Annotated in this window: 19 protein-coding genes; 12 read left to right on the top strand and 7 right to left on the bottom strand. The window is 62.8% G+C overall.

The window, feature by feature from the left end; translation table 11 throughout:
- The first annotated feature begins 49 nt into the window (after positions 1–49).
- A complete protein-coding gene (gene gshB, locus VOI21_RS01470) occupies positions 50–985 on the top strand; it encodes a glutathione synthase (RefSeq protein WP_323766980.1) in 936 nt (311 codons plus the stop codon).
- Complete coding sequence (locus VOI21_RS01465; RefSeq protein ID WP_323766978.1) at positions 982–1,881, top strand: alpha/beta hydrolase; 900 nt, start codon at positions 982–984, stop codon at positions 1,879–1,881. The genes gshB and VOI21_RS01465 overlap by 4 nt, the downstream gene beginning before the upstream one ends.
- Here VOI21_RS01465 and VOI21_RS01460 read toward each other — a convergent pair.
- Both VOI21_RS01460 and VOI21_RS01455 read right to left on the bottom strand, forming a co-directional pair.
- A complete protein-coding gene (locus tag VOI21_RS01460) occupies positions 1,847–3,361 on the bottom strand; it encodes a YifB family Mg chelatase-like AAA ATPase (protein WP_323766976.1) in 1,515 nt (504 codons plus the stop codon). The genes VOI21_RS01465 and VOI21_RS01460 overlap by 35 nt on opposite strands.
- Positions 3,362–3,461: 100 nt before the next feature.
- Entirely contained in the window at positions 3,462–4,340 is an 879-nt protein-coding gene (locus tag VOI21_RS01455; protein WP_323766974.1) for a glutathione S-transferase, read from the bottom strand.
- Positions 4,341–4,552: 212 nt separating this feature from the next.
- Here VOI21_RS01455 and VOI21_RS01450 point away from each other — a divergent pair, with 212 nt between their 5' ends.
- The 6 genes from VOI21_RS01450 (at position 4,553) to VOI21_RS01425 (ending at position 11,153) form a co-directional block, all read left to right on the top strand.
- The gene (locus tag VOI21_RS01450; protein WP_323766972.1) at positions 4,553–5,431 is read left to right on the top strand and encodes an RNA polymerase factor sigma-32; all 879 of its coding nucleotides are present in this window, start codon (positions 4,553–4,555) and stop codon (positions 5,429–5,431) included.
- Complete coding sequence (locus VOI21_RS01445) at positions 5,428–6,213, top strand: ChaN family lipoprotein (RefSeq protein WP_323766970.1); 786 nt, start codon at positions 5,428–5,430, stop codon at positions 6,211–6,213. The genes VOI21_RS01450 and VOI21_RS01445 overlap by 4 nt, the downstream gene beginning before the upstream one ends.
- Positions 6,214–6,323: 110 nt before the next feature.
- Positions 6,324–7,538, top strand: coding sequence for a bifunctional phosphopantothenoylcysteine decarboxylase/phosphopantothenate--cysteine ligase CoaBC (gene coaBC, locus VOI21_RS01440; RefSeq protein ID WP_323766968.1), 1,215 nt, complete (start codon positions 6,324–6,326; stop codon positions 7,536–7,538).
- Between the two features lie 4 nt (positions 7,539–7,542).
- On the top strand, positions 7,543–8,013 hold the full coding sequence (gene dut / locus VOI21_RS01435; RefSeq protein ID WP_323766966.1) for a dUTP diphosphatase: 471 nt from the start codon (positions 7,543–7,545) through the stop codon (positions 8,011–8,013).
- The gene (locus VOI21_RS01430; RefSeq protein WP_323766964.1) at positions 8,013–9,104 is read left to right on the top strand and encodes a molybdopterin-synthase adenylyltransferase MoeB; all 1,092 of its coding nucleotides are present in this window, start codon (positions 8,013–8,015) and stop codon (positions 9,102–9,104) included. Before dut ends, VOI21_RS01430 begins: the two co-directional genes overlap by 1 nt.
- A gap of 27 nt (positions 9,105–9,131) precedes the next feature.
- Positions 9,132–11,153 (top strand): M3 family metallopeptidase, encoded by a 2,022-nt coding sequence (locus tag VOI21_RS01425; protein ID WP_323766963.1) that lies wholly within the window; start codon positions 9,132–9,134, stop codon positions 11,151–11,153.
- A 100-nt stretch (positions 11,154–11,253) separates the two neighbouring features.
- Here the strand turns inward: VOI21_RS01425 and VOI21_RS01420 are convergent, their stop codons facing one another.
- Positions 11,254–12,246: a TraB/GumN family protein gene (locus VOI21_RS01420; protein WP_323766961.1), complete on the bottom strand. Its 993-nt coding sequence runs from the start codon at positions 12,244–12,246 to the stop codon at positions 11,254–11,256.
- 84 nt (positions 12,247–12,330) lie between these two features.
- Between VOI21_RS01420 and VOI21_RS01415 the strand changes: the two genes are divergently transcribed.
- Positions 12,331–13,002 carry a DUF2161 domain-containing phosphodiesterase gene (locus VOI21_RS01415; protein ID WP_323766959.1) on the top strand — a complete coding sequence of 224 codons (672 nt, stop codon included), beginning with the start codon at positions 12,331–12,333 and terminating at the stop codon, positions 13,000–13,002.
- 3 nt (positions 13,003–13,005) lie between these two features.
- Here the strand turns inward: VOI21_RS01415 and VOI21_RS01410 are convergent, their stop codons facing one another.
- The 3 genes from VOI21_RS01410 to VOI21_RS01400 form a co-directional block, all read right to left on the bottom strand.
- Positions 13,006–13,878, bottom strand: coding sequence for a sulfotransferase domain-containing protein (locus VOI21_RS01410; protein WP_323766957.1), 873 nt, complete (start codon positions 13,876–13,878; stop codon positions 13,006–13,008).
- A 55-nt stretch (positions 13,879–13,933) separates the two neighbouring features.
- Positions 13,934–14,854 (bottom strand): DMT family transporter, encoded by a 921-nt coding sequence (locus VOI21_RS01405; RefSeq protein WP_323766955.1) that lies wholly within the window; start codon positions 14,852–14,854, stop codon positions 13,934–13,936.
- Between the two features lie 148 nt (positions 14,855–15,002).
- Positions 15,003–16,361, bottom strand: coding sequence for a hypothetical protein (locus VOI21_RS01400; protein WP_323766953.1), 1,359 nt, complete (start codon positions 16,359–16,361; stop codon positions 15,003–15,005).
- Positions 16,362–16,720: 359 nt separating this feature from the next.
- Between VOI21_RS01400 and VOI21_RS01395 the strand changes: the two genes are divergently transcribed.
- Both VOI21_RS01395 and groL read left to right on the top strand, forming a co-directional pair.
- A complete protein-coding gene (locus VOI21_RS01395) occupies positions 16,721–17,032 on the top strand; it encodes a co-chaperone GroES (RefSeq protein ID WP_323766951.1) in 312 nt (103 codons plus the stop codon).
- Positions 17,033–17,107: 75 nt separating this feature from the next.
- Positions 17,108–18,751: a chaperonin GroEL gene (groL, locus tag VOI21_RS01390; RefSeq protein ID WP_323766949.1), complete on the top strand. Its 1,644-nt coding sequence runs from the start codon at positions 17,108–17,110 to the stop codon at positions 18,749–18,751.
- 199 nt (positions 18,752–18,950) lie between these two features.
- Here the strand turns inward: groL and VOI21_RS01385 are convergent, their stop codons facing one another.
- Complete coding sequence (locus VOI21_RS01385) at positions 18,951–19,391, bottom strand: gamma-glutamylcyclotransferase family protein (protein ID WP_323766947.1); 441 nt, start codon at positions 19,389–19,391, stop codon at positions 18,951–18,953.
- 172 nt (positions 19,392–19,563) lie between these two features.
- On the opposite strand from VOI21_RS01385, the gene VOI21_RS01380 reads away from it, so the two are divergent.
- The gene (locus tag VOI21_RS01380) at positions 19,564–19,893 is read left to right on the top strand and encodes a hypothetical protein (protein ID WP_323766945.1); all 330 of its coding nucleotides are present in this window, start codon (positions 19,564–19,566) and stop codon (positions 19,891–19,893) included.
- Positions 19,894–19,982 lie beyond the last annotated feature (89 nt).

The following is a 19,982-nucleotide window of genomic DNA, read 5'->3' as shown; positions in this document are numbered from 1 at the left end:
CCGCCCGCGTCCTGCGCCATCTATGGCAAGAGACTTGCGGGGGACGCACATGAAGATCGCCTTTCAGATGGACCCGATCACCGGGGTGGACATCAACGCGGACAGTTCTTTCCGCCTCGCCGAAGAGGCGCAGGCCCGGGGGCATGAGCTGTTCTATTACGGGCCGGATCAGCTGGCCTATGAAGAGGGACGGGTGACTGCCCGTGGCCATTGGATGACGGTGCAACGGGTGGCCGATACTCCGGCAGTGCTGGGGGAGCGTGTGGCCGTCGACCTGACGGAGATGGACGTGATATGGCTGCGGCAGGATCCGCCGTTTGACATGCATTACATTACGACGACCCATATGCTGGACCGTCTGAAAAAAGATGTGCTGGTGGTGAATGACCCGTTTTGGGTGCGCAACTCACCCGAAAAATTGCTGGTTCTGGACTTTCCCGACCTGACGCCGCCGACGGCCATCGCGCGCGACCTTGAGGTGCTGCGCGCCTTTCGGGCAAAGCATGGCGATGTGATCGTCAAGCCGCTCTATGGCAACGGCGGGGCGGGCGTTTTCAAGCTGGGGGCCAGCGATGGCAACCTCAGTTCTCTCTACGAGATGTTCACTGGGTTCTCGCGAGAGCCGCTGATCGTGCAGAAATACCTGCCCGCCGTGTCCAAGGGCGACAAGCGTGTGATCCTCGTGGATGGGGAACCTGTCGGCGCGATCAACCGCGTCCCCGCCGAGGGTGAGGTGCGGTCCAACATGCATGTTGGCGGACGCCCCGAAAAGGTCGCCTTGACCGAGCGGGATCTTGAAATTTGCGCCGCCATCGGCCCGGAATTGCGGGACAAGGGGCAGGTGTTTGTTGGCATCGACGTGATCGGCGACTGGCTGACAGAAATCAACGTTACCTCGCCCACCGGCATTCAGGAGTTGGAGCGGTTCGACGGCATCAACGTCGCCGCAAAGATCTGGGAAGCGATCGAGCGCAAACTGTCATGAGCGTGATGCGCGTGGCCTTGAACGCATGGCTGCGCTGGACGGAAAAGCCGCATCTGGCGCGCACGCAGGACGCGGTGCGCTTGCGGCGCACATTCGAGGCCAAGGCGCGGTTCTATTTTCGCGCGCCTTGGGGGGCGCAGTTCGAGCCGTCGACGCTGAACGGCGTGCCGGTGCTGCACGTCAACTCGTCAATGTCGGGGCCGATCATCCTGTATGTGCATGGCGGTGCCTTTATCATGGGCTCGCCCCGGACCCATCGCGCGATGATGGCGCGCCTGTCGCGGGACGCAGGCGTGCCCGCCTGTCTGGTGAAATACCGTCTGGCGCCAGAACACACCCATCCCGCCGCTCTGGAGGATGTGCTGACCTGTTATCGCGCACTGATGGACCAGCCCGGCGGGGTCATTCTGGGCGGGGACAGCGCCGGCGGCGCGCTGGTTCTGGCTGCTTTGGCCGAGATCCTGCGTCAAGACCTGCCCCGGCCTCGCGGGGTCTTTGCCTTTTCGCCGATTACCGACCTGACTTTGTCGGGCGACAGTGTCACGCGCAATGCAGAGGCCGATGCCATCCTGCCTGCGGCACGGGCGCAGGAGACGCTGACCCGTTACCTGAATGGCGCCGATGCGCGAGACCCCACAGCCTCGCCTCTGTTTGCAGAGTTCATCGGGTCCGGTCCGGTCTGGCTGTGCGCCGGGGACACGGAAATCCTGCTTGATGACACGCGGCGCATGGCCGACCATCTGCGCGCGCAGGGTGTGGAGGTGACAGAGATCATCGCCCAAGATCTGCCGCATGTCTGGCCACTGTTTCACAACCTCTTGCCGGAAGGGCGTGCCACGCTGCGCGATCTGGCTGGCTGGATTAACTCTCTTTCGCAGACAACAACCGATAGCTGAGCGCCTCGGCCACATGCGGGCGCAGGACCGTGTCGCTATCGTCCAGATCGGCGATGGTGCGGGCGACGCGCAGGACCCGGTGATAGCCGCGCGCGGTCAGGGCAAATCGGTCGGCGGCGCGGGTCAGCAGGTCGCGCCCCTCTGCGTCGGGTGTTGCGATCTCTTCCAGGCGCTGGCCTTCGGCGTCGGCGTTGGTGCGCAGGTCAGCCTGATCGGCAAAGCGGCTTTCCTGCACCGCGCGGGCGGTGGCCACGCGGGCCGCGACATGCGCCGAGGTATCGCCCGATGCGGGCAGGTCAAGATCGGCAAAACCCACCGGGGGCACCTCTAGCCGCAGATCGAACCGGTCCATCAGCGGGCCGGATATGCGACCAAGATAATCCTCTCCACAGTTTGGGGCGCGGGAACAGGCCTGCGCGGGATCGGTGAGATAGCCGCATTTGCACGGGTTCGCGGCCGCCACCAGCAGGAAGCGCGCGGGATAACGGATGTGGGCGTTGGCGCGCGATACCATGACCTCTCCGGTTTCGATCGGCTGGCGCAGGGTTTCCAGCACGCCGCGCGGGAATTCCGGGAATTCGTCCATGAAAAGCACGCCATTGTGGGCAAGACTGATCTCTCCGGGCTGGGCGGTCCGCCCGCCGCCAATCAGCGCAGCCATCGACGCGGTGTGATGGGGTTCGCGAAACGGTCGGGTTCGGGAAATGCCGCCATCGGTCAGCAATCCGGCGATGGAATGGATCATCGAGGTTTCCAGCGCCTCGATCGGGGTCAGCGGTGGCAGGATGCCGGGCAGGCGCGCGGCCATCATGGATTTGCCGGACCCGGGCGGGCCGATCATCATCAGGTGGTGGCGCCCCGCTGCGGCGATTTCCAGCGCCCGTTTGGCGCGTTCCTGTCCCTTGACGTCGCGCAGATCGCGTGACGAACGGTCGGCGACCACTTCGCCCGGAGACGCGGGTTCCAGCACATTTGCGCCGGAAAAATGGCGCACGATTTCCAGCAGGTTGTCGGCTGCGATTACGGTGCAGGCATCGACCCATGCCGCCTCTGCACCCGAGGCGCGCGGGCAGATCAGGATGCGGTCTTCATCTGCGGCGGCCATCGCGGCGGGTAACGCGCCGACCACCGGCAACAGGTCACCGTCCAGCGACAGTTCGCCCAAGGCGACCGTCTGTGCAATCGCGTCTTTGGGCAGGATGTCGAGCGCGGCCAAGAGGCCGAGCGCAATCGGCAGATCAAAATGAGAGCCGACCTTGGGCAGGTCAGCCGGGGCAAGGTTCACAGTGATGCGTTTGGACGGCAGCGCGATGGCCAATGAGGTCAGCGCGGTGCGCACCCTGTCCCGTGCCTCTGACACGGCCTTGTCGGGCAGGCCGACGATGGAAAAGGCGGGCACGCCGGGGGTGACGGCGCATTGCACCTCGACCGGGCGCGCCTGCACCCCTTCAAAAGCCACCGTGTGGGCGCGCGCGACCATGAACCCTCCTTTGTCGGGACCGAATGGAGCCTGCGCCGGTCATGGTTAGCAATTGGTTAACGCGGGTCGGCACAGGTTAAGAAACCGTGCCGACCCGTGGTTATTTCGTTGGCGTCCCGTCGCGCAGCGCCACGAATTGCGGCCATGCATCCGGGTCATTCACCGTCTTGTCGCGACAAAAGGCATTGCAGAAGCCAAAGATGCGGCCTTCGGTTTCCAACAGGTGGGTTATCGGATCGCCAGAATAGGGGCAGGCGGTGTTTTCGGCTGTTCCGGTCTCGACCGGGCGTGCGGGGCGGGGAACCGGACCGGGCCAATCGGTTTGCGGATAGTCGCGATCATACCAGGGCAGCGTCTCGCCACGGGCCAGCCCCATCGCCCGCCAACGGCGAAAGGCCGGATCGGCAAGGTGCCCGTCCACATAGGCGCGCGCCTTGTCCGATACCGGCAGGGCATAGCCCGCGATCCGCGCTGCAACCGGGGCATAAAACGCATCCGCAACAGAGTAGTCGCCGCAAAGCCACGGGCCGCCTGACTTGTCCAATGCGTGTCCCCACAACACCTCTAGCCGGGCCAGATCCGCTTGAAGGCCGTCAGGGACAGGCGTTTCGGAATAAGCTGCGCGCAGGTTCATCGGGCACAGCTCTCGCAACGTGCCAAAGCTGGAATGCATCTCGGCGGCAAGGCCACGGGACAGCGCGCGCAGCGCCGGGTCGGCGGGCCAGAGACCGGCCTTGGGGTGGCGGTCGTTCAGTTCCTCGGCGATGGCGAGGCTGTCCCAGATAACCGCGCCGTCATCGGTGACAAGGGTTGGAACGGTGCGCGCAGGCACCATGGCGGCCATCTGTTCGGCCACGCCAGCCCTCATGAAGTCGACCAGTTCTATCTGAACCGGGATGTCAAAGCGGCGAAACTGTAGCCAGGCCCGCAAGGACCAACTGGAATAACTGTAGTCGCCAAGAAAAAGCTTGTGAACCATGGAACCTCTCCGCCTGTATCCGCGTTTTATTACCTAAGCGAAGCGGCATCCGGAAATCAGATTTCGTGAAAGGGGTGATCACCGACCGAAATCTTCCCGATAATTTCGGTTCGCGGCATTTTCTGGCCACAAAGTGATCCGGCAGGCGGGCAACTGCGTATCAGGTACAAATGCCCCGAACCCGAGGGGCCAAGACCACCAGGGGAGCGAAAATGGCACTTGATACCTTCAATGACCAGACCTTGTCGCGCCGGGCCATGAAGGCCGAGCTGCTGGACGCGGAGACGGAATTGCGGCTGGCCTATGCTTGGCGTGATGATCGCGATGAACAGGCGCTGCATCGGCTGATTCAAGCTTACATGCGGCTTGCGATTTCGATGGCATCCAAATTCAAGCGCTACGGCGCGCCGATGAATGACCTGATCCAAGAGGCCGGTCTTGGCCTGATGAAAGCGGCGGATAAATTCGACCCGGATCGCGGCGTGCGCTTTTCGACCTATGCGGTCTGGTGGATCAAGGCCTCTATTCAGGACTACGTGATGCGCAACTGGTCGATGGTACGCACCGGGTCGACCTCTTCGCAGAAATCCCTTTTCTTCAACATGCGCCGGGTTCAGGCGCGGCTGGAACGTGAAGCCGCGGCTCAGGGCCAAAAGCTGGACGGCTATCAGTTGCGCCACAAGATCGCGACAGAGATTGGCGTTCCGTTGCGCGATGTCGAGATGATGGAGGGGCGCCTGTCCGGGTCGGATTTTTCCCTGAACGCCACCCAGTCGGTCGAGGACGAGGGGCGCGAGTGGATCGACACAATCGAAGACGACGGCGCACAGGCGTCGGAGATCGTCGAGGATTCGCATGACCGCGAACAGCTGCGCGACTGGTTGGTGCAAGCGATGGGATCGTTGAACGATCGCGAAAGGTTTATCGTGCGCGAACGCAAGTTGCGTGAGGAAACACGGACGCTGGAATCGCTGGGCAATGAGCTGGGCCTGTCGAAAGAGCGGGTACGTCAGCTGGAGGCAGCAGCCTTTGGCAAGATGCGCAAGGCGCTTGAGGCGCAGAGCGGAGAAGTGCATCACTTTCTCGCATGAGACAGTTCATTATTGGCCTGATGGCCCTTGCTTCAACGGCGGCAGCGGACGGGTACTCCGGCGCGGACGTGATCTTTCTGGGTGAGGTGCATGACAACCCGGCGCATCATGCGCGACAGGCGCAGATCGTGGCCGAGGTCCAACCAAAGGCGGTGGTCTGGGAAATGTTGGGGCCGGAGACTGCCGCAAGGGTCACGTCTGATTTGATCGGCGACTCGACGGATTTGTCTGCGGCGCTGGACTGGGCGACAAGCGGTTGGCCCGACTTCGCGATGTATTATCCGATCTTTGCGGCCGCACCCGAGGCTGCGCATTACGGCGCGCAAGTGCCGCGCGCCGAGGCGCGGGCGGTCATGGGGCAAAGCGTGGCAGAGGTTTTCGGCGCGGGGGCCGCGCAGTTCGGTCTGGACGCGCCCTTGTCCGCAGGCCAGCAGGAACAGCGCGAAGCACTGCAAATGGCCGCGCATTGTGATGCCCTGCCAGAGGACATGCTGGGGATGATGGTCGATATACAGCGGTTGCGCGATGCGGAACTGGCGGCCTCGGCGCTGACCGCCTTGAAAGAGACGGGCGGGCCGGTGGTTGTGATCACCGGCAACGGCCATGCGCGCAAGGACTGGGGCGCGCCGCATCTGTTTTCGCTGGCGGCCCCCGGTAGGGCGGTGTTTGCGCTGGGGCAGGCCGAAGACGGACGCGCCCCGCCTGAGGGGGGATTTGACCTGATCGAAAGCGCACCGCCAGTTGATCGGGGCGATCCCTGCGACGCTTTTCGCAAGAACTGAGGGTGCAGGAGGCCCCGGATCGGGTCCGGTGCGGGTGGCACTGCGGGGGACGGGTCTTGCGGACAGGCGCGTGTGCTGCATAGTGCGGGCGTCTTTAAGGAGGGCGTGACGTGCTGGCCGGAAAACGCATTCTGCTGATCATCGGCGGCGGCATTGCCGCCTACAAATGCCTCGACCTGATCCGACGGTTGCGAGAGCGGGGGGCCTCTGTCACGCCGGTCATGACCCGTGCGGCAGAGCAGTTCGTGACGCCCTTGTCCGTGTCTGCCTTGGCCGGGGAAGAGGTGCATCGCGACCTTTTTGACCTGACGAAAGAAGCGGAGATGGGGCATATCCAGCTAAGCCGCGTGGCGGATCTGTTGCTGGTGGCCCCCGGGACCGCCGACCTGATGGCCAAGATGGCGAATGGGCACGCCAATGACCTTGCCACGACGCTGCTGATGGCCACCGATACGCCGGTGATGATGGCGCCCGCTATGAATGTACGGATGTGGGATCACCCCGCGACCCAGCGCAACCTTGCCACGCTGCAAAGGGATGGAATGCGGGTGGTCGGCCCGAACGAGGGCGACATGGCCTGCGGCGAATTCGGAGCCGGTCGCATGGCCGAACCGATGGAGATTGTCGCCGCGATAGAGCGTTTCTTTGGCGCGGGCCCCTTGGCGGGGCGGCGTGTGCTGGTCACGTCCGGCCCCACGCATGAGCCGATAGACCCGGTGCGCTATATCGCCAATCGGTCCTCGGGCGCGCAGGGCACGGCAATCGCCGAGGCGCTGCGCGATCTGGGGGCAAAGGTGGTGTTTGTCACCGGCCCGGCAGAGGCTGCGCGGCCTTTGGGCGTTGAGGTGATCGAGGTCGAGAGCGCGCGTGAGATGCGCGCGGCGGTCATGGGCGCTTTGCCCGTGGATGCGGGGGTCTTTGCCGCCGCTGTGGCGGATTGGCGGGTGGCCTCGGCGTCGGATGCGAAGATCAAGAAGCAAGGCGGAAAGCTGCCGGTGCTGGAGTTCGCCGAAAACCCGGACATCCTGCGCGAGGTGTCGCAACTGACGGAGGGACGGCCCGCGCTGGTGGTCGGCTTTGCCGCCGAGACCAACGACGTGGTCGAGAATGCCACGGCCAAACGGGCGCGCAAAGGCTGTGACTGGATTCTTGCCAATGACGTGTCTCCCGCAACGGGGATCATGGGCGGGGCCGAGAACGCGGTGGTCCTGATCTCGGACAGCGGCGCGGAAAGCTGGCCGCGTGCCTCCAAACAGGCGGTGGCGGAAAAGCTGGCGGGCCGTATCGCCGAGGCGCTGGGCGCTCATGGTGCGGGCGGAGAATAAGGATTTGACTCAAGAAGACACACAGATCGCAATTGCCTTTGAGTGGGAAGAGGCGGCGGACAAGGCGCTGGGCCTGCCCACCTATGCCACGGCAGGGGCGGCGGGCGCGGACCTGCGTGCCAACCTGCCCGACCGTGGGCAGGTGGTGTTGATGCCGGGCGCGCGAACTCTGGTGCCGACGGGGTTGCGGATCGCGATTCCGGAGGGCTTCGAAGTGCAGGTGCGGCCGCGTTCGGGGCTGGCACTGAAACACGGGATTACCCTGCCCAACGCGCCGGGGACAATTGACAGCGACTATCGCGGACCGTTGGGGGTCATCGTGATGAACGCCGGGGGTGAGGATTTCATGATCTCCCACGGCGACCGCATCGCGCAGATGGTGGTGGCCCCGGTGGTGCGGGCGGTGTTCCGCGAGAGCGCGTTGGAAGAGACGGCGCGCGGGACCGGCGGCTTTGGCTCGACAGGGCGCGGCTGATGGTGTTGGTTCTGGCGCTTGCGGTGTCGATCTGGGCAATCGGGCACCTGATGAAGGTGCCGCGCAGCGCGCGGTTCTATATGCTGGGCCTGCTGTATGTTGCTGTCCTGATCGTGCAGGTGGTGTTGCCTGTCGATCATCCACTGCGTGTGGCGACCGGAGGCAGTGCTGCGGGATGGTTGATCCTTGGCGGGATCGTCGCGTTGGGCGTCGGCTATGCGGTGATCCTGCGCCGGGTAAAGGCGCGGGTACAGGACAAGGATGCCGCGCAGGTGCCGAAACCCGATCCGGGCAAGTTCCGCGACGGCGAGTTGGAGCGTTATGCCCGCCACATCGTCCTGCGGGAATTGGGCGGGCCGGGGCAGAAACGCCTGAAACAGGCCAAGGTGCTGGTGGTGGGCGCGGGGGGCCTTGGCTCTCCGGCGCTTTTGTATCTGGCTGGGGCAGGGGTCGGCACCGTGGGCGTGATCGACGATGACGTGGTCGACAGCGGCAACCTGCAACGTCAGGTGATCCACACAGATGCGCGGATCGGAATGCCCAAGGTGTTTTCCGCGCAGGCCGCGATGGAGGCGTTAAACCCCTATATACAGGTGCGCCCCTACAAGCGGCGGTTAACGGCAGAGGTCGTGGGCGAGTTGCTGGCCGACTATGATGTGGTGCTGGACGGGACCGACAATTTCGACACGCGCTATCTGGTGAACCGGGCCTGCGTCGCGGCGGGCAAGCCGCTGATCTCTGGTGCGCTCAGCCAGTGGGAGGGGCAGCTGTCAGTCTTTGACCCGGCCGAGTCCGGCCCCTGCTACCAGTGCATATTCCCTGAGGCCCCGGCAGCGCATCTGGCCCCCAGTTGTGCCGAGGCAGGCGTTCTGGGGCCATTGCCCGGCGTGGTCGGGTCCATGATGGCCGTGGAATGTATCAAGCTGATCGCCGGAGCGGGGGCGGTTTTGCGGGGCGAGATGCTGATTTACGACGCGCTCTGGAGCGAGACCCGCAAGATCCGGTTGAAACCGCGCCCAGATTGCCCGGTCTGCGGCACCGGCCCCATGAATGACGCCGCTGCGATTGAAGCAGACGGCGCCAACGCCTAGCTAAACGGCGACACACAGGAGATTCCCATGACCAATCCGCTGCTTTCCGACTGGCAGACGCCGTTCGGCATCGCGCCCTTTGCCGAGATTTCCGATGAGGACTTTGCGCCCGCGTTGGAAGAGGCGCTGGCCGCCCACATGGCGGAGATCGAGGCGATTGCCGGGAACGAAGACACCCCGACGTTTGCCAACACCATCGAGGCGATGGAAGGGTCAGGTGAGGCGCTGGACAAGGTGCTGGGCGTGTTTTTCAACCTGTCCGGGGCGGACAGCAACGATACCCGGCAGGCGTTACAGCGCGATTTCAGCCCCAAACTGTCGGCACATTCATCGGCAATCTACGCAAACGCGGCGCTGTTCGGGCGCATAAGCGATCTGTGGGAGCGGCGGGACGAACTGGATCTGTCCGAGGAAGAGGCGCGGGTTCTGTACCTCACCCATCGCGGCTTTGTTCGTGCCGGCGCCGCGTTGCAGGGCGATGAGGCGGACCGCATGACGGCGGTCAAATCGCGGTTGGCGGTGCTGGGGACGGAGTTTACGCAGAACCTGTTGAAGGACGAATCCGCTTGGTCGATGGCCTTGTCAGAGGCGGATCTGGACGGATTGCCGGATTTTGTCGTCGATACCGCACGGTCGGCTGGCGAGGCGGCGGGCGCTGATGGGCCCGTGGTGACCCTGTCGCGGTCGCTGATAGTGCCGTTCCTGCAATTCTCGCCGCGCCGTGATCTGCGCGAAAAGGCTTGGCGGGCATGGGTGATGCGCGGTGAAAACGGCGGGGAGACGGACAACCGCGGGATTGCCGCCGAGGTGCTGGGCCTACGCGCGGAGCGGGCGAAGTTGTTGGGATACGCAGATTTCGCGTCCTACAAGCTGGAGACCGAAATGGCGGGCACGCCTGACAAGGTGCGTGAGCTGTTGATGGCGGTCTGGGAGCCTGCGAAGGCCGCGGCAGAGCGGGATGCCGCTGAGGTCGAGGCGCTGCTGCGCGCCGACGGGATCGCAGGGCCGGTGGAACCCTGGGACTGGCGCTATTACGCGGAGAAACGGCGCAAGGCGCAGCATGATCTGGATGAGGCAGAGCTGAAGCCTTACCTGCAATTGGACCGGATGATCGAGGCGGCGTTTGCCTGCGCCAACCGTCTGTTCGGGCTGGAGTTTCGCGCGTTGGATGCGCCGATGTACCACCCGGATTGCAAGGCGTGGGAGGTGACACGCGACGGCAAGCATGTCGCCGTTTTCATCGGCGATTATTTCGCGCGGGCCTCGAAACGATCGGGGGCTTGGTGTTCCGCGTTCCGGTCACAGGCAAAGCGTCCGGTGGAAAAGACGCCGATTGTGGTCAACGTCTGCAACTTTGCCAAGCCGTCTGCGGGTAAGCCCGCGCTTTTGTCGTATGACGACGCGCGCACCTTGTTCCACGAGTTCGGCCATGCGCTGCATCAGATGTTGTCGGATGTGGAATTTGGATCGGTGTCCGGTACATCGGTGGCGCGCGATTTCGTCGAACTGCCCTCGCAATTGTATGAGCACTGGCTGGAAGTGCCCGAGGTTTTGGCCGAATTTGCCACCCATGCCACCACTGGCGAGGCGATGCCGGAGGCGCTGCTGAACAAGGTTCTGGCGGCGGCCACCTTCGACATGGGGTTCCAGACGGTCGAATATGTCGCCTCGGCGCTGGTGGATCTGGAGTTCCACTCTGGCCCGGCCCCCGCCGATCCGATGCAGAAACAGGCCGAGGTGCTGGAGGGTATCGGGATGCCGCGCGCCATCACCATGCGCCACGCGACGCCGCATTTCGCGCATGTCTTTGCGGGGGACGGGTATTCCTCGGGGTATTACAGCTACATGTGGTCCGAGGTTATGGATGCGGATGCGTTTGAGGCCTTTGAGGAGGCGGGCGGCGCGTTTGACCCGGAAACGGCGCAAAAGCTGGAACAGTTCATCCTGTCCAAAGGCGGCTCTGTCGAGGCCGAAGAGCTGTACATGCAGTTCCGTGGCCGGATGCCGGGGGTCGACGCCCTGTTGAAGGGGCGCGGTCTGGCGGCCTGATTGTTCGCCGGGGACGGCAGACGGCGCTCGTCCGGGCCTTTGGCCCGAACGTCGCCCCGCCCACCGTCCCCGGCGGCTGGTCACTGATCGATGGGTTTGCTTAGAACGGCAAACGGGTAAGGGTGAATCCCGCGTCTTCGAGAAGTTTCAGGACACCGTCCTGTCCGGCCAGATGCGCAGCACCGAAGGCGGCGACGACATAGCCATCGGTGTCGTTAAGCGCCTCTTCCAGCACCGGAATCCAGGCGTGATTGCGCCTTGAGATCAGGGCCTCATCCAATGCGCGAAAGACAAGCGCGTTCTCGGCCTCTGTCAACGGCGTCAGGCGGGGCGACAGAACCTCCAGCACCACTTGGCTTGCGCCGTGATCCTCGGCGAAATAGGCGGTCAGCATGGTTTCAAACAGGTCCTCGCCGTCCTCAGGAGAGCTGAGAGCCGAGCGGACCATAAGCATCTGGGTTTCAAACGGCATGTCGGCAAAGGCCATGAAACCGGTTTCATAGGATTCGAGGGAACGTGCCGGGACGCCTGCCGCCTGTGCCTGTCGTTCCAGCCGGGCGTCCAGCCCGTCCTCCTCTGCAAGTTGGTCTTTCATACAAGACGGAATCGCCAGCAGGATGGAGATGTACCAAGGGCGCATCTTGGCCCCCATGAAGGGCGGCACGCCGCGTTCGCGCATGGCGGCGGCCAGCACCTGCCATTCTGCTTCTGGCAGGAGGTCCGGCAGGGTCTGGTCGGGCAGCAGAAGCATGTCCATGCGGGTGGCCAGCGCGGCCTCAAGCGCGGCCTTTTCGTCGGCGGCCATTTCCAGCATCAGCAGGCCTGCGCCCTCGACCAAGGGAGTCAGGCGTTCGGTTGGTCCGTCCAGCCGGGTTTCGCCCAGATGCATGGTGCCGACGAGGTGCAGCACCTTGTCGCCGCGTGTGGCGCGCCAATGGTTGCCCGCCGCAAAGGGCAGATCCGACATTCGCGCGTCCAGATCGGCCTGTTCCTCCGGGGTCAAAGAGGCCATGAGGTCTTGCCCGTTGCAGGCTGCATTCAGGGGCCCGGTCAGTAGACCAAGGAAGGTCAGCACAAGGAAGATCGGTCGCATGGCGGCCCTTTCTGTACGGCTGCCTTGTCTTAGTCCGCTTCGCAGGTTCTGGACAAGGGCGCGTGGTCTGTCGAGACTGGGCGCATGGAGCGGGAAAGCGAATTGTATGCGCCGGTCAAGGCGTTGCTGGTGGAACAGGGGTATGAGGTCAAGGGCGAGGTTGGCGCCGCTGACCTTGTGGCGGTGCGTGGGGACGACGCACCGGTTATTGTCGAGCTGAAGTTGCGGATCACCCTGTCGCTGTTTCATCAGGCCTGCGCGCGGCTGGCGGTGACCGACTGTGTCTATATCGCGGTGCCCCGGCCCACCGGGCGCACGGCGCGGCGGGCATTGAAGGATAATCTGTCGCTGTGTCGTCGGCTGGGTCTGGGATTCATCACCGTGCGCGCCGACGGAACGGTGGAGGTGCTGTGTGACCCCGGCCCCTATACGCCAAGGCGGCGCAAGGCGAAGACGGCCAAGTTACTGCGCGAGTTCTCGCGCCTACGGGGTGATCCGAACGACGGAGGGGCCACGCGGCACGGGATTGTCACCGGATACCGGCAGGACTCACTTGTCTGTGCGGCGCATCTGGCAGAGGCGGGGCCCAGCCGTGGGCGCGACGTGGCGGCGGCTACGGGCGTGGCGGCGGCGACGCGGATCATGCGCGACAATCACTATGGTTGGTTCGAAAAGGTCGGCACAGGGATTTACGGGTTGACCAAGGAAGGACGTACCGGCTTGACCCATTGGGCCTATAGCTGGGAACCGCGATAGCGCTCAGGCGTTGCCCCATTCCAGCCAGCGCCGGTCCTCTGCCGACAGCGCGGCGGCAAGGCGCGCATCATAGGCGGCAAGGTCGTCGGGCGTCAGCTTGCCTTCCCATTTGTTCGACGTGGCGGTGTTGAAGAACTCGGCGTCGCTGCGCCAGAACTCTTGTCCGGCGGAGGGGGTGAAACGGTGAGCGTTCGCCTTCATGCTGTCGAAAGTGGCCGCATGGGTGATCGCGCTCGTCAATGCCTCCGGGAGGTCTATTCCGACGTGATTGGCGATACGGGAGACCGCGCTGGGCAGGTCGCGGATCATGTCCGCGTAATGCAGGCGCAGAATGTTCTCTCGGGGTTCGCGGGCCAGGGTTTCGCGGTAATGCGTCAGAATCGAGTCAAGGCTGACAGCGTCAATGTGATCGCCTTCGAGGAAGAACCGGAACCCTTCGGAGAGATCGTCAGGGTAAAACCCGGTAGCAAAGTCGAAGGACATGTTGGCGACGTGCTTGCGATAGGAAAGATGCACGTCGATGGGGTGCCGATAGACGGTGATATAGCGCAGTTGCGGCCAAAAAGGGATGCCGTCAAAGGGGGTGTGCGTCTTGACCTGTCGGCGGTGGTCCTGCGCGTCCAGTCGGCCCATGACTTCGGTGATGTCGCGGAATGAAATGTCGATCCAAGGCGATTTCATCGAGGTTTGCGCATCGACCAGAGGGTCAGCGGCGATCAGCATCGCAAGGATGCCTTGTGTCCATGTGGTGCCGCTTTTTGGTGGGGTCGACACGACGATATCGCCTTCGCGCGGTTGGAAGACCGCCCAGCGGCGCGAGTCCGTGAGTTCATCAACATAGTCACGCAAGGCCGGTTCGGGGGAGGTGACTGTCATGGTGTGGGCTTTCCTGCAACGATCCTTCAAGCCTGCGCCGCATGGTGCCCTTGCGTCAAGTTGTGCGCTGCTTTCTGGCGGCCAGTCGTTCGCGGTGGAGGGTATACAGGCCAGAGGCAACGATGATGGCGCAGCCGACCAGCGTCCAGCTGTCAGGCAGGTCCGAGAACACGACGTAGCCATAGAAGGTGCCCCAGAGGATCATCGAATAATGGATCGGGGCAAGCACAACGGCCTGCGCGATGTCCAATGCCCGGATCACCAGCACCTCACCCAGCGCGGCCGTGGCGGCAAGGCCAACCACGACAAGCCAGAGAGAGGCGTCCTGCGGCGTCGTCCAGACAAACGGCAAGGCAAGGCTGACCACGAAGATAGAGGTCAGAGAGGTATAGGTAACGGTGGTGATGACCGGATCCGCCCCGCTGAGGCTGCGAGACAAGACTTGTCGCAACGCAAAAAAGCAGGCAGCGACGATGGTAAAGCCAATGGCCGGATGCAACACGCCCATTCCCGGTCGGATCACGATCAGCATCCCGACAAAACCGATGCCGACGGCGACCCAACGGCGGATGCCGACAGGTTCACGCAGGACGAAAGCCCCCAGCACGGTGACAACAAATGGTGCGATAAAAGTCACGGCCACGGCATCGGCCAGCGGCACGTAACTGACTGAGATGATAAAGCAGATCGCCGAACAGACCGCCAACAACCCGCGCGTAATCTGCAAGACCGGTAATTTTGAGCGCAGTATGGACGGCCCGCGCAACGCCAGCAGGACGACCACACCCAGAGCAAGCCCGATCTGCCGGAACCAGACGACCTGCACCGGGTGCAACGTTTCGGTCAGGACCTTGGCCTGCACGTCGCAGGCCGCAAAGGAAAAGAAACCTAGCGCCATCAGGACGATGCCGCGCAGGTTGTCGGAACTCGACGGCGGAGGCGCATGGCGCAGTGGCGCAGCGATCGGTGAGGGCATGAAACGCTCTATGTGGGGGTGTCGGTGGGAACCTAGAGCAGCTTCGAGGGTAGTTGCAATGCTTGTCGAGCCATCCCGGAAGAATGGCCCGAATACCGGCACGTACCGCCTTTAAATATATCGTTGCCTGCGGGTCTTTTAAGACGGTTCAGGGCATCGTGCAGTTGGGCGCTGCGGCCAGCGCGGCAGCGTAATAGTGGCCGCTGACGCTGCCACGCCCGGTGCGCAGGACCTTCAGCATGCGTTTGGCGATCCCTCCGGTGTCCCCGTCCCATGCCCCGATAACCTCGGCAAGGAGATTGCCGCTACAATCCTTTCCAGTTGGACAGTAGGTGTCACCGAACCCGTAATGGGTGTCGTCGTGCCAATCATATTTGGGCGCGGTGTATTCGGTTGCGTAATAGGTTGTGGCTTTGCTCAGCGCAAAGTTGGAATCAAACCCAAAGACCTTCATGGCGGGGTTGTTTCCGTGATCGGTGGTGATGCCCGGCACGCCGTAGGCGATCCCGGCCGCGTCGCCCTGACATGAGGTCAGCAGGCGCAGGTCGTCCAGATGGGTATGGGCGGTCAGCATAGCCGATATCGTTTTGGAATGGCGGGCCGTCAGGGCAAGGAACACATTTTCGATGGTATAGTCGCCCGCCGCGCTGGCCGCCTGAAACAATGGATCGTCACCAGTGTAACTGGTGTCCTGAAAGCCTCGGGCGTCGGTCCACATCTGGCCCCCGCCATAGCCGTCGATGCCGGGCGGGACGTGCATCGCCAGAATGACCTTTTCACCGGCGGCCTCGGCCTCTGCCAGTTGCGCGGCGAGCCATTCTAGCTGGGTGGCAATCCGGGTTTCGATTTCTGTGATGGTAAGGGCATTCTCGCATTTGTCCCAGTTGAACCCGGTGCCGTAGTCGTCGGTGAACATGACTGTGTTCAAGGCGATCAGCCGCAGGCCGGTGTCGGGCAAAAGCGGATGGGCCGAATAATAACCGTGGTCGATATGGCTGGCGTCGATCAGTGTGTCGCCGGCGCGCAGGGTCGGCCATTGATTGGTGGGCGGGCCGCTCTTGGTGGGGTCATAGTTGTCGTCCGCGACAAAGGGCACCTGATTGCCGCTGTCGAAGGCGCAGTAGTCGCGGTCAAGGCTGTCATTGTTGCCGGGCAAAAAGTAGAGCCGGTGCGTATCGCCCGCGATCGCGGCCAGCCCGGACAGGACAGTGGTGAACTCTAGCTTGCGGGCTGCGTCGGCCTGATTGTGGGCGGGCATGTCCCCCAGATAAAGCGTGAAGGCTGCGGATTCGCTGTCGCGCAGGGCGCGGGCCTTGGTCTGGGCCTTGTCCCAGAGTGCTTTGCTGGTCTCATGGCTGTGGCCCCAGACGTGCTCCTCTGCCCCGACGCCGTAATGCACGTCCGAAAGGGTGAGGAATGTGGTCTGGGCCTCGGCAAAGGGCGCTAGAGCCAGCAGAACAGCGGGGCAAAGCGCGAGAGAACGGAGGCATCTCGTCAAGCGGGTCATGGGCAATCCTTGCGGCAATGTGTTTCTCAATTCACCGCAGCTTTTCGCAAATGGCGATTCGAGGCGAGTCGTCTTCGGTCTTTTCTCGGATCAGGAGAGGGGCGGTTTGGCGCGGTCTGATCGGAGGTGGGGGTGGTCAAAGGGCAATCGCGGTCTTAGGTGACAGGGGTGCCGGGCCACCCTGCCCCTTGGCCCACGTCCGTCGCGGCAAGCGCGCCAAATTTTCGCGGTCTCCATGTTGACAGAACTTGGACTCATCCTTAGCTAGACGTCGTTAGCACTCGACTACGGTGAGTGCTAACGCCCCCGCTCATACGACGAGGGGGCATAGGAGAAACTTTGAGCTAGGAGACTCGAAGATGGCATTCAAACCGCTTCATGACCGCGTGCTTGTCCGTCGCGTAGAAGGTGACGAAAAGACTGCTGGTGGGCTGATCATTCCCGACAGCGCCAAAGAAAAGCCGGCTGAAGGCGTGGTTGTCTCGTGTGGCGAAGGCGCACGTAAGGACAGCGGCGAGCTGATCGAGATGGCCGTCAAAGAGGGCGACAAAGTCCTTTTCGGCAAGTGGTCCGGCACCGAAGTCAATGTCGGCGGCGAAGAGCTGCTGATCATGAAGGAAAGCGACATCCTCGGGATCATCACTGACGAAGCAGCAGCAGCCGCTGCCTGAACGCCAGTCGTGATCGACGGAGCGCAATGAATGCGTCCGTCATAGGTTCCAGTCTGTCTATTAGGAGAAGATTAGATGTCCGCAAAAGACGTGAAATTCGACACCGACGCCCGCAACAAGATGCTGAAGGGTGTTAACATCCTTGCAGACGCGGTGAAGGTGACCCTCGGCCCCAAAGGCCGCAACGTGATCCTGGACAAGTCGTTCGGCGCACCGCGCATCACCAAAGACGGCGTTTCTGTCGCTAAAGAAATCGAACTGGAAGACAAGTTCGAGAACATGGGCGCGCAGATGGTGAAGGAAGTTGCTTCCCGCACCAATGATGAGGCCGGCGACGGCACCACCACCGCGACCGTTCTGGCCCAAGCCATCGTCAAAGAAGGCCTCAAGGCCGTTGCCGCTGGCATGAACCCGATGGACCTCAAGCGCGGCATCGACCTCGCGACCTCGAAAGTCGTGCAGTCGATCAAAGACGCAGCCCGCAAGGTCGAAAACTCGGACGAAGTCGCTCAGGTTGGCACCATCTCCGCCAACGGCGAAGCTGAAATCGGTCGTCAGATCGCTGACGCGATGCAGAAAGTCGGCAACGAGGGTGTTATCACCGTCGAAGAAAACAAAGGCCTCGAGACCGAGACCGATGTTGTCGAAGGTATGCAGTTCGACCGTGGCTACCTGTCGCCCTACTTCGTGACCAACCCTGACAAGATGATTGCAGACCTCGAAGACTGCATGATCCTGCTGCACGAGAAGAAGCTCTCGTCGCTGCAGCCGATGGTTCCGCTGCTTGAGCAGGTCATCCAGTCGCAAAAGCCGCTGCTGATCATTGCTGAAGACGTCGAAGGCGAAGCGCTGGCGACCCTCGTGGTCAACAAGCTGCGCGGCGGCCTGAAGATTGCAGCCGTCAAGGCACCGGGCTTTGGCGATCGTCGCAAGGCGATGCTGCAGGACATCGCGATCCTGACCGGCGGTCAGGTGATCTCCGAAGACCTCGGCATGAAGCTGGAGTCGGTGACCATGGACATGCTTGGCACCGCCAAGAAAGTCTCGATCACCAAGGACGAGACCACCATCGTCGACGGCGCAGGCGAAAAGGCCGAGATCGAAGCACGCGTTTCCCAGATCCGTACCCAGATCGAAGAAACCACTTCGGACTACGACCGTGAAAAGCTGCAGGAACGTGTTGCCAAGCTGGCCGGTGGCGTTGCCGTCATCCGCGTCGGCGGCATGACCGAAGTCGAAGTGAAAGAGCGTAAAGACCGTGTTGACGACGCTCTGAACGCGACTCGCGCAGCCGTTCAGGAAGGTATCGTCGTTGGTGGCGGTGTTGCTCTGGTTCAGGGTGCCAAGGTTCTCGAAGGCCTGACCGGTGCCAACAGCGATCAGAACGCAGGCATCACCATCGTTCGCAAGGCTCTGGAAGCACCTCTGCGCCAGATCGCCGAGAACGCCGGTGTCGACGGTTCGGTTGTGGCTGGCAAGATCCGCGAGTCGAATGACCCCAAGTTCGGTTACAACGCGCAGACCGATGAATATGGCGACATGTTCAAGTTCGGCGTGATCGACCCGGCCAAGGTTGTCCGCACCGCTCTGGAAGACGCGGCCTCGGTTGCTGGCCTGCTGGTCACCACCGAAGCGATGGTTGCCGACAAGCCCGCCAAAGAAGGCGCAGGCGCCGGTGGCGGCATGCCCGACATGGGCGGCATGGGCGGCATGATGTAATCACGCTTCGCCCTGCGAAGCGGGATACCGGGGGGCGTTTGTCCCCCGACATCGCCCGATAAATTTCACAAAGGCGCCCTTGGGCGCCTTTGTTCGTTTGAGGGGATTCAGCGGTCGGTTTAGGCAGCCTTAGACAGGCGCGCGATGGGGCACCGCCGCGCATAAAGCGGATCACCAACCTCGCGGCCTATGCGCCGCTTTAGCTGGCCTTGGGAACGTGGCGGTTGAACCGGCCTGATGGCACCTGCGTCGCGCGCGACAGGTCCCAGGCATAGAAATATGAAATGGCCTCAACCACGCGATTGTCTTCGAGCGTGACGGGAACCCGGCGGCGCATGAATTCGTGCGGTTCCGGGCGCGAGGGATCGCAGGCCTCATAGATGTCGAAGGCGGCAATCAAGCCCGCGGCGTCATCGTGCAGTGCGTATACCTCACCGTGGACACGATCGTGGTCATAGCCTGATGGCACGGCACCGGGATAGCGATTGCCAGGTTCTTCCGGGTCTTGGATGTGATAGAGGCACGCGCGAATCCAACCCAGCCCGATGAGATCAGAGCTTTGTCTGAGTTTGTTGCCGATTGGGTGGTCGGCGGCGGTCATCAACGTTCCGTAGACGAATAGGTATGTAATGTGGGACATGCGTACCTTCGCGACCAGACCGAACGCACGCGTAGTACCTTGCTTTGGGCATGTCGGAAAGAGGCATGAGAGGCGCGTGCAATGTTTGCGTCACTAACAACTTTCACGAGATGAGGTCTCGCCGCCACCGGGCAATCTGCTAAGGTCGGCGAACCCGAAAACGAGGATCGCCATGAGTCGTCGTGACCCGAGAAAAGCGTTGGTCCTGGGCCTGCCCGAATCGCTGCGAAAGGGGCTGGTGCGCCAGTCCAACGCGCATGTTCCGCTGGCCTATCTTGTGAGGCAGACCCTGAGGCGCGCTCTGGATGCCGGGACGCGCTGGACCAAAACCGTGCCCCCCGGAGACCGGCGCCCGATCCTTGTGCAATTGAGCTGCGAAGAGCGTGCGCGGCTTGAAATGTGGATTGGCTCCCGCAAAGTATCCGAAGAAGAGGCCGTGCTGACCCTGATCACGGCGTTTCTTGAGAGTGAAGCCGCGCAGGTCGAACCCAAAAGGGGTTGAGACCGGCCCGCGACCCGCGCTTTAAGGCAGCGCAAGGCGGCTGACACGATCTGCCGCTAGAATCGGGCCGCGTAAAGCAGGGGAGTTCA

The sequence above is a fragment of the Antarctobacter sp. genome (genome assembly GCF_034670325.1).
Classification (GTDB): Bacteria; Pseudomonadota; Alphaproteobacteria; order Rhodobacterales; family Rhodobacteraceae; genus Antarctobacter.
This window is presented reverse-complemented; position numbering and strand designations above follow the sequence as displayed.